At 72.3% G+C, this 14,773-nt stretch carries 11 protein-coding genes and 2 pseudogenes; 7 read left to right on the forward strand and 6 right to left on the reverse strand.

Annotated features, from left to right (window positions below; translation table 11 throughout):
- Positions 1-177: 177 nt before the first annotated feature.
- Genes ACRWND_RS13695 through ACRWND_RS13705 form a run of 3 tightly spaced genes read left to right on the forward strand, consistent with a single transcriptional unit; the run spans position 178 to position 3,671 of the window.
- A complete protein-coding gene (locus tag ACRWND_RS13695) occupies positions 178-453 on the forward strand; it encodes a hypothetical protein (RefSeq protein WP_431949013.1) in 276 nt (91 codons plus the stop codon).
- 37 nt (positions 454-490) lie between these two features.
- Positions 491-3,364 (forward strand): SpoIIE family protein phosphatase, encoded by a 2,874-nt coding sequence (locus tag ACRWND_RS13700; RefSeq protein ID WP_431949014.1) that lies wholly within the window; start codon positions 491-493, stop codon positions 3,362-3,364.
- Between the two features lie 49 nt (positions 3,365-3,413).
- Positions 3,414-3,671, forward strand: a complete 258-nt coding sequence (locus ACRWND_RS13705) for a response regulator transcription factor (protein ID WP_431949015.1) — start codon at positions 3,414-3,416, stop codon at positions 3,669-3,671.
- A 27-nt stretch (positions 3,672-3,698) separates the two neighbouring features.
- Here the strand turns inward: ACRWND_RS13705 and ACRWND_RS13710 are convergent, their stop codons facing one another.
- A complete protein-coding gene (locus tag ACRWND_RS13710; protein ID WP_431949016.1) occupies positions 3,699-4,244 on the reverse strand; it encodes a TetR/AcrR family transcriptional regulator in 546 nt (181 codons plus the stop codon).
- A 248-nt stretch (positions 4,245-4,492) separates the two neighbouring features.
- On the opposite strand from ACRWND_RS13710, the pseudogene ACRWND_RS13715 reads away from it, so the two are divergent.
- Positions 4,493-4,857, forward strand: a pseudogene (locus ACRWND_RS13715) (aldehyde dehydrogenase family protein); the annotation flags it as partial.
- Between the two features lie 153 nt (positions 4,858-5,010).
- Here ACRWND_RS13715 and ACRWND_RS13720 read toward each other — a convergent pair.
- Positions 5,011-5,610, reverse strand: a complete 600-nt coding sequence (locus ACRWND_RS13720; RefSeq protein ID WP_431949017.1) for a hypothetical protein — start codon at positions 5,608-5,610, stop codon at positions 5,011-5,013.
- A gap of 241 nt (positions 5,611-5,851) precedes the next feature.
- On the opposite strand from ACRWND_RS13720, the gene ACRWND_RS13725 reads away from it, so the two are divergent.
- Complete coding sequence (locus ACRWND_RS13725) at positions 5,852-6,286, forward strand: DUF2267 domain-containing protein (protein ID WP_431949018.1); 435 nt, start codon at positions 5,852-5,854, stop codon at positions 6,284-6,286.
- A gap of 395 nt (positions 6,287-6,681) precedes the next feature.
- Here ACRWND_RS13725 and ACRWND_RS13730 read toward each other — a convergent pair whose 3' ends face one another.
- The 4 genes and pseudogenes from ACRWND_RS13730 to ACRWND_RS13745 form a co-directional block, all read right to left on the reverse strand.
- A complete protein-coding gene (locus ACRWND_RS13730; RefSeq protein ID WP_431949019.1) occupies positions 6,682-7,380 on the reverse strand; it encodes a DedA family protein in 699 nt (232 codons plus the stop codon).
- A 5-nt stretch (positions 7,381-7,385) separates the two neighbouring features.
- Positions 7,386-7,922, reverse strand: a complete 537-nt coding sequence (locus tag ACRWND_RS13735; RefSeq protein WP_431949020.1) for a hypothetical protein — start codon at positions 7,920-7,922, stop codon at positions 7,386-7,388.
- 149 nt (positions 7,923-8,071) lie between these two features.
- Complete coding sequence (locus ACRWND_RS13740) at positions 8,072-8,773, reverse strand: TetR/AcrR family transcriptional regulator (protein WP_431949021.1); 702 nt, start codon at positions 8,771-8,773, stop codon at positions 8,072-8,074.
- A gap of 135 nt (positions 8,774-8,908) precedes the next feature.
- A pseudogene (locus ACRWND_RS13745) lies at positions 8,909-9,037 on the reverse strand (HAD family hydrolase); the annotation flags it as partial.
- 1,093 nt (positions 9,038-10,130) lie between these two features.
- On the opposite strand from ACRWND_RS13745, the gene ACRWND_RS13750 reads away from it, so the two are divergent.
- Together ACRWND_RS13750 and ACRWND_RS13755 are read left to right on the forward strand one after the other, a co-directional pair.
- Entirely contained in the window at positions 10,131-10,445 is a 315-nt protein-coding gene (locus ACRWND_RS13750) for a hypothetical protein (protein WP_431949022.1), read from the forward strand.
- A 1,714-nt stretch (positions 10,446-12,159) separates the two neighbouring features.
- Positions 12,160-14,766 carry a Pls/PosA family non-ribosomal peptide synthetase gene (locus tag ACRWND_RS13755; protein ID WP_431949079.1) on the forward strand — a complete coding sequence of 869 codons (2,607 nt, stop codon included), beginning with the start codon at positions 12,160-12,162 and terminating at the stop codon, positions 14,764-14,766.
- The last annotated feature ends 7 nt before the right edge of the window (positions 14,767-14,773 follow it).

Consider the following 14,773-nt stretch of genomic DNA (forward strand, 5'->3'; position numbering starts at 1 on the left):
GGGGGTTTTTCCCCGTTTCGGGGGGAAACACGGCTCCCCGGTCCCCAGCCTGGTAGTCCTGGGCATAGGAACAGCGTTCCGTGGTCGACGCGGCCGCCTTGGCGCACTCTTGGCCCTGTCCATCACACCTCGCACGGCCCCCGCCGCGGCGATCCCCGCCCCGTTCGGAAGATGCGCATGAGCGACAAGACGAGCCCCTACCACGACCCCTTCGGCCACGGCGCCCTCCAGCCCGGCCCCGCCCACCGCGCCGAGGAGTGCGGCGTCGACGGCGTGGCACGCCTGGTGCGCGATCTCGCGCACGAGATGGCCACCACACCGGAGGCCGTCCTGGCCGGCATGTCGGACGACGTGCTGAAAGCCCTCTTCCTCCTGCACGTGCGGCACGAGGACGGCCGCGGCCGTCTGCCGGGCCAGACACGCCGGTCCGGGCGGGCCCCGGGGCATGGGTGACCATCTCCCCGTCCCGCCCGGAATGTACATTTGCATAGTGGACGACCGATTGGCCCTGCTCGCCGAGGTCGAGCAGGGCATCGCCGAGGGCGAGGTTCTCCGGCTCGCGCTGCAGCACGCCGTCGCCGCGCTGGACGGACTGGGCGGCACGGTCCACCTGCGCGGGCCGATGTCCGCGCTGCGCCTGGTGTCCACCGTCGGACTGCCACCGGGGTACGCGCGCCCGTGGGAGATCATCGACTACGAGAGCCCCGCTGTTCCCGCTCGCGCCGCGCGCAGCCGCGGCCGGGTGTGGGCGGCCTACGGGTCGGCCGGGACCGTCGGGCCCGGTGCGGGCACGCCGTGGCCCGGCACGGGTCTGGCGGCCATGGCCCTGACGGACGGCGTGAGCCCGGTCGGGTCGCTGACCGTCGTCACCGGCCGGGCCGGGAAGCCCACCGAGGAGCAGTGGCTGTTCCTCGAGGCGGTGACCGCCTGGGCGCAGGAACGGGTCGCCCAGGCACCTCCGCCGAGAAGACCGGCGCACGAGGAGCCCAGCGGAAGCCGGCTGCGGCAGGCGCTGAAGGCCGTCGAGGTGGGCACGTGGGACTGGAACATCCGCACCGGCGAGCTCGCCTGGGACGACGCGGCCATGGCCGTCTACGGCACCGACCCCGCGGATTTCACGCCCCGGCTCGAGACCTGGCTGAAGGTCGTCCACCCCGACGACCTGCGGTGGACCCTGTCGGCCGCCGAGAAGGCGATCCGAACCCGCGGCACGTTCGAGGCCGAGTACCGGGTACGCCGCCCGGACGGCAGCTACGGGTGGACCGAGACCCGCGCCACGGTGGTCGTGGACGAGCAGGGCGAGCCCTACCGGATGATCGGCACGGCGTGGGAGAGCAACGAGTCCCGGTCCGCGCGCGACGCGCTGAGCCGCGCCCTGCGGTACATGAGCGACGGTTTCCTCTCCGCGGACGTGGAATGGCGCATCACCTTCGTCAACCTGAAAGCCGAACAGCTGCTCGGCTCCTCAGAGGAGGAGCTGTACGGCCGGGTGCTCTGGACGCTCCCGTCGCTGCGGAAGATCCCCGGCCTGGAGTCCCGCTGCCGGAAGGCCGCGGCCGAGCCGGCTCCCACGAGTTTCGACGTCGCGATACCGGACACGGGCTCCCGCTACCAGATACGGCTGGTCCCGCTGTCGGACGGAGTGACGCTCTATTTCACCGACGTCACCGAGCGGCGCCGGCACGAGGCCGAGCGTGCCGCCGCCGAGCGCGCCGCGGGCGAACGGGCGGCGCGGATCGCCGAGCTGACCGCGGCCCTCGCCAAGGCCTCGACCTCGCGCGACGTGGTGGACGCCGTCGCCCAGGGCGTCCTTCCCCCGTTCGGCGCCACAGGCCTGCTGGTGCAGGCCCTCGAGGGCGGCAGGACGCACAACGTGGGCTCCGTCGGCTATCCGCAGGTCATCCTGGACGACCTCCAGGGCGGCCACCCGATTGCCGGGGACCCGCTGTGGGACGCCATCTCGCACGGGCCGGTCTTCATTTCCTCGGCCGAGGAGTACGCGACGCGCTACCCGACCGTGGCCGGCCGCCTGCAGCAGTCGGGGAAGGAGTCCTGGGCCTTCCTCCCGCTGACCGCCTCCGGGCTCACCTTCGGCGTGTGCGTGCTCGCCTTCGACGAGGCACGGCGCCTCACGGACGAGGAGCGCACCCTGCTGAGCGCCATCAGCGCGCTGGTGGCGCACGCGCTGGAGCGCGCCCGGCTCTACGACGCCGAGCACAGCCGCTCCCGGGAACTGCAGAGCGCCATGCTCCCCCAGGAGCTGCCCCGGCTGCCGTCGGCCACGCTCGCCGCCCGCTACCTGCCGACGGAGGAGGGCGCGGACGTCGGGGGCGACTGGTACGACGTGATCCCGCTGTCCGCCGGCCGGGTGGCCTTCGTCATCGGCGACGTGATGGGGCACGGCCTGTCCGAGGCGGTCACCATGGGACGGCTGCGCACGGCCGTCCACACCCTGGCCGGCCTGGAACTGCCTCCCGACGAGATCATGGGGCACCTCAACGACATCGTCGGCGGGCTCGGCCCGGACTTCTACGCCACGTGCCTGTACGTCCTCTACGACTCGACCACCGGAATGTGCTCGGTCACCCGCGCCGGGCACCCGCCGCCCGCGGTCGTCCGTCCCGACGGATCGGTGTCCTTCCCGAGGGCCGTGCCGAACCCGCCGCTGGGGGCGGCGGAGCAGCCGTTCGAGAGCGTCGAGCTGCACGTCCCCGAGGAGAGCCTGTTCGTGCTGTTCACGGACGGGCTGGTCGAGTCCTCCGAGCGGGAGATCGACAAGGGGCTCGACGACCTGGCGCGACTGCTGATCGGCGAGGAAACCGCCGACCTGGGCACGCTCTGCGACTCCCTCATCCGCGGGCTGCTCCCCGCCGGGGGGACGACCAGCGACGACATCGCCCTGCTCGTCGCCCGCGTCCACGCGCTCGCTCCCGAGCGGATCGCCAGCTGGCGGCTTCCCGAGGACCCGCGGGCGGCGGGAACGGCCCGCCGGCACGTACGGGAGCAGCTGTCCGCGTGGCACCTGGAGGAGCTGACACCGACCACGGAACTGCTCGCCAGTGAGCTGGTGGGCAATGTCGTGCGCCACGGGAAGGGCCCCATGACGCTGCGGCTGCTGCGGGACATGGACCTGGTCTGCGAGGTCTACGACGACAGCCTGACAATGCCACGCATCCGCCACGCGTCCGAGACCGACGAGGGCGGACGGGGACTGCAGCTCGTCGCCTCCCTGTCCCAGCGGTGGGGCACCCGCTACACCCCGAACGGCAAGTGCATCTGGACGGCGCAGCAGCTGCCGGACCGCGGCGCGGGAGCCCCGCTCGCCGAGCCGTTCGACGTCGAGGCGGTCCCGCCTCTCGGCTGACCGGCCGGCGGGCCCGGGTCGCGGCATCGGCGTCACCAAGGACACCCCCATGAGCGCCGCGGCCACCACGCCCCGGACCGGCGCCGCCACGGGCCCCGACGCCACTGCCGCCACCACCGCGGCAGGACTCCCCGACCTCGCCCCCGCGAGCGTGAGACCCGCCGCCGGCCGCACCTGCCGCCGGACCGCCCGGCACCTGGGACTGTCCAAGCACACCGTCGACGCCGGCCTGCGCCGCATCCGCGCCAAGCTCGGCATCTCCGGCACCGCCGAACTCACCCGCACGGCCGTCGCGCTCGGACCGTGACCCCCCGCGCTTCGTACGCGATCCGGATCAGGACCGGCCGAAGCCGTTGAGGAACGTGTCCACCACGAGATCCGCCGCCCGCGGGGGCGCCACCTCGGGGAAGCGGTGGGCGACGGCGTCCACCAACTGGTCGAGAACCGCCCTCGCCCACTCCTCGGGGACGCCCGGGCGCAGATGACCCTCCTCCGCGGCGCGCCGCAGGAAGGCGTCCAGTCGCGCACTCTGCTCCGCTCGCCGGCGGTCGGCGTCGGGGTCCTGCCGCATCATGCGGCGCGTGTCGACGGGCCACTCACGGCTGACGGGGACGATCCCCTCCACATAGCGGTGCAGGGCGACGGGCACGGGCGCCTCGGTGAGCCGAGCCTCGTCCAGGACCCGCTCGGCGGAGTCGAGTTTCGCGTGGAAGACGGCGCTGAGCAGGGCCTCGCGCGTGGCGAAGCGGCGGTGGACGGTCGTGCGATCCACCCCCGCCGCGCCGGCGATGGCCGACATCGAGGTGCTCGGGTCCTCGGCCAGCAGCCGGGCCCCGGTGCGCAGGACCACGGCGAGGTTGCGTGCGGCATCGGCTCTCATAATGGCGGCATCGTAGCACCACTGGGCAGTTAGACATATATCACCCCAGCAGAAGGTGCACTAGGGACTGGCAATGCCGCGGCAATGTTGCACTTATCGAACAAGTTTCCACTGTGGTCTCGCCTCCCTCCCCGGGGTCATGGGGGTTTCCCGTCGCCTGGCAGGAGGAACCCCATGGCGCATACCGGGTGATCACCAGGGGATCGCAGGGCCAGGGGCGTGCCGTCGCTCAACGGACCCCACGGCCCGGCATCGAGGAGGGCGCCCGCCTGGTCAGCGGGCCGGATGGACTGGAGAAGGGCAACTACGTCACCCCGACCGTGTTCGCGGACGTCGACAACGGCATGCGCATCGCCCAGGAGGAGATCTTCGGTCCGGTGCTGGTCGTGATCGCCTACGACGACGAGGACGACGCCGTGCGGATCGCCAACGACTCCGAGTACGGCCTGTGGAGGCGTGTGGAGCGCGGACCCCGAGCGCGCGATGGCGGTCGCCCGCCGGCCCGCGAGTACGGCAGTCGGCCTGACCGGCTACGTCGAGCACAAGACGGTCACCCGCAGGCGGTGACGTCGCACCGCCCCGGGCCCGGCGACGACCCGCGCCGGGCCTCGGGCCACCGGTCGGCCGTCGTAGGGGGCGAAAACACCGGGGTGGGACGCGGTCAAGGCGTCACGGGGGCGAGGCGTCACAGGGACGCGTACGCCGGGGCGCGACGCGGCAGTCGGTGATGTCGCGGTGGCGAGCCGTCGCGTGCGGGGCTCTCGGGTCAGGAGCCGTCGGGGTGGAGGTTCTTGACCTTGATCCAGTCGCGGCTGCGCCGCCCCGGCAGATACGTACTGGTCAACCGCTTGGCCACCACACCGTCGTACCCCTCCTGCCGGATGTAGTGCAACGCCTCGCTCGCCATCGCCGGCCAGTACGGCGGCACCACCACATGCGGCCCCGCCACCCCCAGATCATCCAGCAACGCCCGCCGCGCCGTGAACGGCGAATGCAGCACCGGCTCCCCCAAGTGCAGGATGTCGTACACCGCCAACTGCACCGGCATCGCCTCGGACGCCTCCGCCACCGCCACCGGATGCCGCAGACTCATCCGCCGCTGCAACCGCTCCACCGACACCCCGCCATGCTTCCCCAACGCCACGATCTCCCCGTCCAGCACCCCCACCAGCCCCGGCGGCAACACCCCCGGCAACCCCCGCAACTCCGGATACCCCGCCGTCACGTCCTGCCCCACCGCCGACACCAACCGCACCTGCCCGTCACCCGGCAGATACACCAGCACCCGAGCCCCGTTGAACAACGGCTCGAACCCGTACTCCGCCTCCACCTCCGGCCCCGGCAACGGCCCCGCCACCGCCAGCATCGGCGACCACGCGGGCAGAACGGCAGGAGCAGCGGAATCCGCAGGAACACCCGTACTCACATATCCCAGCATCACCCCACACCCCCCGAACAGGCCAATCCACCACCCAAGCGACAAACACCATCAGGATCGGGCAGACGCGGCGGTGAAATCGGCGGCCATACACCGCGGCTTTCGGGGTAGGCGCGGCAGCAACGGCCGGACGCACCGGTCGGCACGCACGCACCGCGGAGGTTCAGCGATGTCCTTCCAGCCTCAACCGGCTCGGCCCACGGCGTCCATGACGTTCGAGCACATGGTGGAGCGGGTGCGGTACGACGGCGTCCATCCCACCCGGGAACGGGCCGAGGAAGCCGTACGGGCGGTGCTCGGCGCCCTGGGCCGAAGGCTCATCGGCGACGAACGCGTCGCGCTGGCCGCCTGCCTGCCCGTCGAGGCGGCACTCGTGTTCACCGCCGAGATCCCCGAGCTCCGTCCCATCACCTGCGGCGCCTTCGTCGAGGACCTTGCCGCCCGAACCGGCGGCACGACCACCACGGCGCGGTGGGACTGCTGCACCGTGCTCGCCGTGGTCGCCGGGCTGGCCGGTCCGGAACTGATCACCCGGATCCTGCACCAGTTGCCGTGCGACTACGCTCCGCTCTTCGGCCGCGACGGACTCGTGGGCGCCGCCTGAACCGGCCGCGCCGGGGCGGCCACTCGTGCCGCATCCACGGGTTGGACTCGGCGTGCACGTCCTGGTCCCGCTCGCGGCCGATCTCGACCGGGTCGCGGCCTCCGGAGACGACATACGCACCAGTGTGGGGAAACGCCGTACCCGGAACCGGGTGCGGGCGCCGATGCCCGCGCGCGGATGGCGCCATGAAGGCGAGGACTGCGTGTCGCTCGGCGAGCGGTTCGCGCTCCAGGCCACGGACTACGCCTACGACGCCCACACCGACCGGCCGGCCATGCCGGAACGGTCAGGCCGCGCAGTCCCCACAGGCGCGACCCGGCGGAACCGGGTCATAGGAGCCGCATCACCCTGCGGCGCCGGCCGGGCCCGGGGGGCGGGTGCGCTGTCCCGAGGGCTCAGGACCCCCGTACGGAGGTGTGGGCGGCCGGATCCTGCTCCGGCGTCCGCCCGGCCCCGCCCGACGCCACGATCCGCGAGGCTGCCCGCGCGGTCCCGCGGCGGCGGCCGAGCAGGCGCATGCCGAGCAGGACGGCCCCGCCCGCCACCACCAGCACGGGGATCGCGACGACACCGGCACGGTGGAGCAGTTCGGAGGCCGCCGCACCGGCGAAGTAGCCGAGCAGCACATTGCCGACGCCCCAGACGAGCGACGCGGCACTGCTGTAGAGGAAGAAGCGGCGGTACGGCATCCCGGACGCCCCCGCGACGAACGGCAGGAACGTACGGACGAAACCAACGAAACGCCCGGTGAACACCGCCACCCCGCCGTGGCGCACCAGGAAGTGCTGCGCGCGTCCGATCCCGCTGTCGGGCCGTATCCGGTGCAGCCAGGTGCCCGGGTGGCGCTCGCAGGTCCGGCCCAGCGCGTAGCCGAGGCTGTCGCCGACCATGCCGCCGGTGACGACGGCGGCGGCGAGGAGCAGCGGCTGCAGGTCGCCGCGGCCGGCGATGGCCGAGGCCAGGAGGATCACGGTCTCACCGGGGAGCAGCAGGCCGACGAACGCACTGGTCTCCCCCGCCGTCACGGCGAACACGACGATGTACGTCCACCAGCCGGCCGCCTCGATCAGTCCGTCCAGTCCGTCCAGGTGCATGGCCGTCAGCCCGCCTGCCGCAGCGGCGCCGCGTCGGCCGCGCGCCGCGCCGTCCCCCGCCGGGAGGGCACGAGGCGTGCGGTGAACCAGGCGAGCACCGGCAGACCCGCGGCCAGGAGGGTGCCGGCCACCGGGTCGTCCGCGGTCGCCACCGCCACACCCACCGAGGAGAGCGCGACCGCCGCGACGGCGATCCGCGCCCACACGGCCGGGACGGTGGCGATCGCCGCCAGCGCGATCAGCAGGTACCAGCCCGCACCCGCGCCGGGCAGCCCGAAGTAGTCCGCCAGGTAGTCACGGGCGGGGGACGTTCCGCGCAACGGCACTCGTCCCATCGACGCGCACAGGGCGAGCCCGGCCGCACTGGACAGCAGCAGGGCCACCGCGACGCGGACGTAGACCGCGGGGTGCCGGTGAGCCAGCCAGAGCAGGGTCACCGCCATCAGCGGCCATGGCACCACGGCATGGACCCGATCGAGCGTATGCGCCGCGTCCTGCCCCAGCGCCGTCCAGCCATCTCCCGGGGATGGGGGTGGGTTCACGGCGGCCTCCTGATCAGCCGGGTCCGCGTCGCCCCTGCGGCGCGTCGCCATCGTCTTCCGGAGAGCAAAACGGACCTGAATCTCCGCTTATTTCCCCGGTGACGCACCTCACAGCGGCACCTCACAGTCCCGCCGCAGGGGCTGTCCGGTCAGTCGGCGGCGGGGCCCGCGCGGCCGGGCGCTCGCAGTCCCTTGGCCTCGGCGTTCCCCAGCAGGGCGCGCTGCGTCTGCAGTGGCGTCGGCGGGGCCGGCAGGGCACCTGTGTGCACCGGCCTGCAGGCCTCCAGCAGGAACGCCACCAGGCGCCGCCACGCGTGCGGGGCGGCGCCCCGGGTCACCTCGATCACGCCCGCATTGGCCATGAGGAACAGCAGGACGTCCTCCGGGACGACGTCTACGCGCAGCGCTCCCGCTTCCTGCCCCCGGCGCACGAGCCGGGCCAGGGCGCGGTTCTGGCGGTCGCAGAAGGCAGCGCCCATCGTCGACGTCGGGAGCCTGAGGACGAGCAGGTCGCTGAGGCCGCGGTCGGCCGCCATGGCCGCGCACAGCCGCTCGACGAAAGTGCTGAAGCCGGTCCACGGGTCCTCGCAGAGCAGCGCCTCCTCGGCGATGGCCTCCACCTGCGCCAGCTCCTCCGCGAAGGCGGCCTCGACCAGCTCCTCGCGCGAGGCGAAGCGCCGGTAGAGCGTTCCCGCGCCGACGCCGGCGCGCTCGGCGACCTCGTCCAACGGCGCGTCCAGGCCCCGCTCCTCGAAGATGGCGCGCGCGGCCGCCACGATCCGCTGCCGGTTGCGCAGGGCATCCGCACGCAGTCCCCGTTCGGCGGATCGGCGGCTCTCGGTCGCTGCCATGAGGCCACCCTACCGAGCGGAGAGTCTTCTCCGGATGCGCCGCGGTCCGCGGAGCACCATGCGCGCTCCGCCGACTCCGACCGCCGGAGGCCGTCCGCCGGGCTGTCAGCGGGCGGCGAAGACCATGCGTCCCAGTGCGCGCGCTCCCGCGGAGGCGTTGAACGCCGCGCTCAACCCGACGGACGCGAACAGCGGAAGGTCGGAACGGCTGTCACCGACGGCTCCGCACGAGCCGGGGCCCAAGCCCGGCCGGCGGGCTTGGGAATCCGACGAGTACACCGCGCGGGGGATGCACGGCCTTCCGGCGACTCCGGGCACCAGGCGAGCGCGGCGGCGGGGACGGCGAAACGAGGACGATGCCGCCGAGCCGCCGAGCGGGACGGCACGCTCCAGGGGACCGGAAGCGCACGCGCCCTGGCAGCACGCTCCCGACGGCCGCGGGACGGCCGTCCGCGGGTGGACCGCCCCCCGCGCAATGATCGGGCGGCCGCAGGGGCCGCGGCGGGCCTGGCCGGCGGCCGGCCGTCCCCGCGTGCGGTCATCCGCATGCGCACACCGCGGGACACCGCCCGAGGCCGCCGAAGCTCGGCGGCCGACCTGCGACGACGAGGCCGGGCACACGGAGCGACGGCAGGACCTCGAGGCGGACGCCCCCGGAGTACGGACGGTCGGCGGGGGGTGTTCAGCCGGGTGGGGGGTTCCCCCGGCACGGGCCAGGGAGGAATCGTGTCTCTTGAGGAGAAGTCGACGCGGTCGCCGGCACCGCGCCACACGCAGTGGACAAGTGAATGAACGGCTGGAGAGCCCCCGGGTACACCGAGGCCGGGAACAGGGCTCGGGCAGCGGCGGGTGCTGGTGCACGCGTTGCATGACGCCACGTCAACTCCCGTCGCGGCAGTACCTTCAGCGACCGACCGGGAGTTCCCACGGGAGTTCCGTGCCGAGGCACAGCTGCTGGGAGGTCTCACAACACCGTATGTCGTCAGTCCGTACGAGTACGTGGAGGGTTCGCGGGGCGACGCCATCGTCATGGAGCTGGTGGACGGCGTAGCCCTGCGGGCAGTGCTCCGCCAGGAAGGAGCCACTGACCCGAGGCGGCACTCGCGGTGCCGCAGGGGCCGTCGCTCGGTCTCGCCGCCGCTCACCGCACCGGTGGTGCACCGCGACTACGAACCGGAGAACGTCCTGGTCGCGCTTGCAGAACGTCGAAGCCGGTCACTTCGGCGTCGCCGTGCGGAGCGGAACCGTCGAAGCGGTGGCTGGGACCGCCGCACACGGCCCCCGAGCAGTAATACGGGCGCCCCACCGGCCGCGGACGCGTACGCGGCGTCGGCGACGTTCCGCACACCTGCGCGGGATGGCGAAGACCCTGGTGCGCGGCGCCTGGGCGGACGCCGAGGCCCTCGTCGCGGGACTGGAGGTGATCGCGGGAGTGGTCTGCGGAAGCGACGGGAGGAGCGGGTCGGCGCGAGCTCAGCGCCGGCGGCGCTGGTGCCGCTGCTCCCTCCCCGGTTTCTCCATCGACCTCATGTGCGCGGGCGCGATGACCGCGGTCACCAGCGTCGCCGCGCCTCGGCAGGACGGGCGGCCTGGTACGGCCGGCCTCGCCGCGACGGCGGTCCGGGGCGGCGCGGGGCGCCTTTCCAGACAGGGCGCCCACCCGGACTGCTGACCCTCGCCGCAGTGGCTTCGGGGGAGCTCCCACGGCGGACTACCCCAACTGGACAGGGGAAACGACGACAGCGATCCCGCACGGCAGCGCTGCCGCGCCGGGGCCGACGGCTCCGCTGGGAAGTGGTCCCTCGCCTCCGTGAGTCCGTCGCCCCCGCAGCCGCAGAGCGCGTCCCGGTCCTCCGCCGGGGCCACCGCGGGCATCACGCCGGGCACGCCCGGTGCGACCACATCGCCGACGCCGACCATGACCGCCGGCGACGGTCGCCGCCCCCGCGACGCCGGCGCCGCCCCCTCGTCGGCCGAGTCGCCCCCGCGTCGGCGACACCCCGGTGCGCGTGAGCGAGGTCTCCGTGACCTCCTTCGCCCAGACGGGTGCATTCGGCCGCGGCGGCCACTATCGCGCTGCGTACCGGTGACACACGGCGTGACCGTCACGGCGACCTGGTACTCGAGCGACGCCGAGGGCGCGAGCGTGGCACCACGGACGGCAGGCAGACCTTCACGCACAGCGGATCGACCTCGCAGCCCTTCATGGTCGAGCACATCTTCCCGCGGGGCGGCGGCTGTTGGCACGGGGCGCTCGCGACCGCCGACCCGGCGGCGGCCGGAGACCGTCGTTCCGGCATCCTCACCCGTCAGCGCGTGGTCGCATGAACGGCTCACCCGACCTCCCCCTGAGCGACGGAGGGCACCTTCCGCCTCTGCCCCGCCAACGCGCCTCGCATCGCCCCGCGGACACGCCGCCTGACGAAGCCGCTCCGCGGGACTCCGAACCGGCGCGGGCCGCGCAGGACCCCGGGTACAACGCCACCGTCCTCGCCGAGCACTGGGCCCTGCCGTCCGCACCGCAGGAGGCGGAGCCGGAGCCCGCGGTCGGGCCTACACCCTCCCGGACCGGGCGCTATGCGCCGATGGCGCCGCTGCCGGCGTCGGTACTCGGCCTCCTCGTATGGCAGCGCCTACTCGGGGGTGCGGGACGTGACGGTGACGGCGTCCCCGACGGCGCCCCCTTGCGACACCACAGTCGACCTGGTCGCGGTGGTCACGCCCAACGACCGCCCGGGCACGATCAGTTACCGTTGACCACGCAACGACGGCGCGTCCTGCGCCATGCTGCTCGAGGAGGTCCCCCGCGGCCGCCGAGAGGCCCGGCCGCACCCGCTGTGGACCCTCCGCGGGCAGGGCACACGCCGGGCGCGGGCGGAACCGCGCATCGCCGCCCCGGGTCACCGCACCGTCACGACGACTTCACCTACCGCTGCCCCTGACCGCCGGGTCCGCCAAGGCCTGCGCGGTCTGCGGACGGGCCTCCCCGGTCATATGACGGTGCTTCAGCGAATATACGTTTTCTTTTAACTCACTTGACCGGGCCGAACACGCTCGGTAGCGCCTATCGCATCCCGGCGCCTTTCTCGCAACCCTGCGAATCGATGGTTTTTTCGGCTTTCCGGAACGGTACCCGTCGATTCGCCCGGCCTTCTCGAGCATTTGCGCAGTCCACGGCCACGAAGTGCCACTTCGATCATCTTCGAGTGGCACTCCGAACGAGGACGGCGGAGACTACGAGGAGCGACATATGGTTGTATGGCGAGAAGAAGAGCTCACGACCGCATGGCTTCCGGATTACTCGCTCCGGCCCAGCCGGAGCGCGAGGGACACCGGGTACCGGCCTTACCAGCCGCCCGTGGTCGACTTTTCCTCAAGGAGCTCACATCGTGGAAAAATCTTCAGAGGTCCTGGCGTCCGACCCCGCTTCGGATCCCGATGAATCTTCAACCACAGGGCGTCCTCACACCGCCCCGGCCGACGGCACGGAAAAGATCCTCGCCGACATCCTGGCCTGCATCATGCACAAGGACCGGGTGTCGGTCGACAGCCACTTCTTCACGGAAATGGGTGCCGACTCCCTGGTGATGGCGCATTTCTGCGCCCGAGTGAGGAAGCACCAGGATCTGCCGTCGGTGTCGATGAAGGACATCTACCGGTATCCGACGATCAGAAGCCTCGCAACGGCCCTGGCGGAATCCCCGCCGGCCGCCGGCCAGGCCGCCGTGGCCGCGTCGGCGGTCGCAGGCGTGGCGGTCCCGGAGGCCATCGAGGCAGCGGCGGCCCGGGGCACTCCGCGCTATCTCGTCTGCGGCGTGCTGCAGGCCCTGTTCTTCCTGGGCTACTCCTATCTTGCGGCGCTCGTGCTGACGAGCGGCGCGGAGTGGATCGCCGCCGGCAGCGGCGCGTACGACAGCTACCTGCGCTCCGTGGCGTTCGGCAGTGCGGCCTTCGCGGGCGTCTGCCTCCTGCCCGTCGTGGGCAAGTGGCTCCTGGTCGGACGGTGGAAGCCCCAGGAGATCCGCATCTGGAGCCTGGCGTACTTCCGGTTCTGGTGCGTGCGGACCCTCATCCGGTCGAACCCCATGGTCCTGTTCGTCGGTTCCCCGCTGTACGTGCTGTACCTGCGGGCGCTCGGCGCGCGAATAGGCCGCGGCGTGGCCGTCTTCTCCAAGCACGTCCCGGTCTGCACCGACCTGCTGACCATCGGCGACGGCACCGTGATCCGCAAGGACTCGTACTTCTCCTGCTACCGGGGCCATTCGTCCGCGATCCAGACCGGCCCGGTCACCATCGGCAAGGACGTGCTGATCGGCGAGGTCACCGTGCTCGACATCGGCACCTGCATGGGCGACGGCGCCCAGCTCGGCCACTCCTCCTCGCTCCACACCGGCCAGTCGGTCCCGGCCGGCGAGCGGTGGCACGGCTCCCCGGCCCAGCCGGGCGCCGCGGACTACCGCGTGGTGGCGCCGGTGGAGTGCGGCAGGAGCCGCCGGGTCACCTACTGCCTGACCCAGTTGCTGCTCCTGCTGGGCCTCTGGATACCGCTCGCGGTCGGCGGTGTGGCGATCCTGCTCGCGGTGGTCCCGCGGCTGTCCTCCCTGCTGGAGCCGGGCCCCGTGGCCATGACGAGCTGGAACTTCTACGTCGACGCCGCAGCCGCCTCCTTCGTCCTCTTCTGCGGGGCTGTGCTGCTGAGCCTGCTGACCGCGGTCACCGTGCCGCGGCTGCTGCACCCGCTCGTGAAGCCCGACATGGTCCACCCGCTCTACGGTTTCCGCTACGGGGTCCACCGCACCGTCGGCTTCCTCACCAACCGGAAGTTCTTCCGCGTCCTGTTCGGCGACAGTTCCGCCGTCGTGCACTACCTGCGCGCCATCGGGTACGACCTGTCGCCGGTGGAGCAGACCGGCTCGAACTTCGGCACCGAGGTGAAGCACGAGAACCCGTTCCTGAGCAAGGTCGGCACCGGCACCATGGTCGCCGACGGGCTGTCCCTCATGAATGCCGACTACTCGAGCACCTCCTTCCGCGTCACCCGGACGGCGATCGGCCCGCACAACTTCCTGGGCAACCACGTCGCCTACCCGCCGCAGGGCAGGACCGGCGAAAACTGCCTGCTCGCCACGAAGGTCATGGTCCCCGTCGAGGGTCCGATCCGGGAGAACGTCGGACTGCTGGGCTCGCCCAGCTTCGAGATTCCCCGCACAGTGGACCGCGACAGCAGGTTCGACCACCTGAAGCAGGACGGCGAGGCGTTCCGCCGGCTGCTGTCGGCCAAGAACAGGCACAACACCGGCACCGCGCTGCTGCACCTGCTGCTCCAGTGGCTGCTGCTGTTCCTGGTGCTGCTCACGGCGTCCTGCGCGGCCGACTTCTACCCCGCCTACGGTGCCGCCGCGGTGGCCCTCGCCAACGTCGTGGTCCTGGTGGTCACTGTCGCCTACATCGTGCTCGGCGAGCGCGTCGTGACCAGGTTCCAGGGTCTGCGGCCGCTGTACTGCTCGATCTACGACCCGGACTTCTGGCGGCACGAGCGCTACTGGAAGGTGACGGCCGCGACGGAGTACCTGAACCTCTTCAACGGCACCCCGTACAAGAACGTCGTCTGGCGTCTGCTCGGCGTGCGGATCGGGCGCCGGGTCTTCGACGACGGCCTGTTCCTCCCGGAGCGCTCGCTGGCCGCCATCGGCGACGACTGCACGCTCAACGCGGGCACCGTCATCCAGAGCCACTCCCAGGAGGACGGCGCCTTCAAGTCCGACCACAGCACGTTGGGTGCCGGCTGCACCCTCGGCGTCGGCGCCCTCGTCCACTACGGCGTGACCGTCGGCGACGGCGCCGTGATCGCCCCGGACTCCTTTGTGATGAAGGGCGAGGAACTGCCCGCGAACGCCCGGTGGGGCGGCAATCCCGCACGGGAGATGCCGGAGAACCCCAAGCACCCGAACAGCGGCGGCGATCGCGCCACCGCACTGATCAGCGGTGTGTAGACCCATG

Origin of the sequence: Actinacidiphila sp. bgisy167 (genome assembly GCF_965342175.1) — a bacterium.
Lineage (GTDB): Bacteria > Actinomycetota > Actinomycetes > Streptomycetales > Streptomycetaceae > Actinacidiphila.

Bases quoted from the DNA above. Each gene is read 5' to 3' on its own strand.
- ACRWND_RS13710 (WP_431949016.1), bottom strand. From the start codon at position 4,244: ATGAGAGCCGATGCCGCACGCAACCTCGCCGTGGTCCTGCGCACCGGG.
- ACRWND_RS13720 (WP_431949017.1), bottom strand. From the start codon at position 5,610: ATGCTGGCGGTGGCGGGGCCGTTGCCGGGGCCGGAGGTGGAGGCGGAG.
- ACRWND_RS13695 (WP_431949013.1), top strand. From the start codon at position 178: ATGAGCGACAAGACGAGCCCCTACCACGACCCCTTCGGCCACGGCGCC.
- ACRWND_RS13705 (WP_431949015.1), top strand. From the start codon at position 3,414: ATGAGCGCCGCGGCCACCACGCCCCGGACCGGCGCCGCCACGGGCCCC.
- ACRWND_RS13725 (WP_431949018.1), top strand. From the start codon at position 5,852: ATGTCCTTCCAGCCTCAACCGGCTCGGCCCACGGCGTCCATGACGTTC.
- ACRWND_RS13750 (WP_431949022.1), top strand. From the start codon at position 10,131: ATGGCGAAGACCCTGGTGCGCGGCGCCTGGGCGGACGCCGAGGCCCTC.
- ACRWND_RS13740 (WP_431949021.1), bottom strand. From the start codon at position 8,773: ATGGCAGCGACCGAGAGCCGCCGATCCGCCGAACGGGGACTGCGTGCG.
- ACRWND_RS13730 (WP_431949019.1), bottom strand. From the start codon at position 7,380: ATGCACCTGGACGGACTGGACGGACTGATCGAGGCGGCCGGCTGGTGG.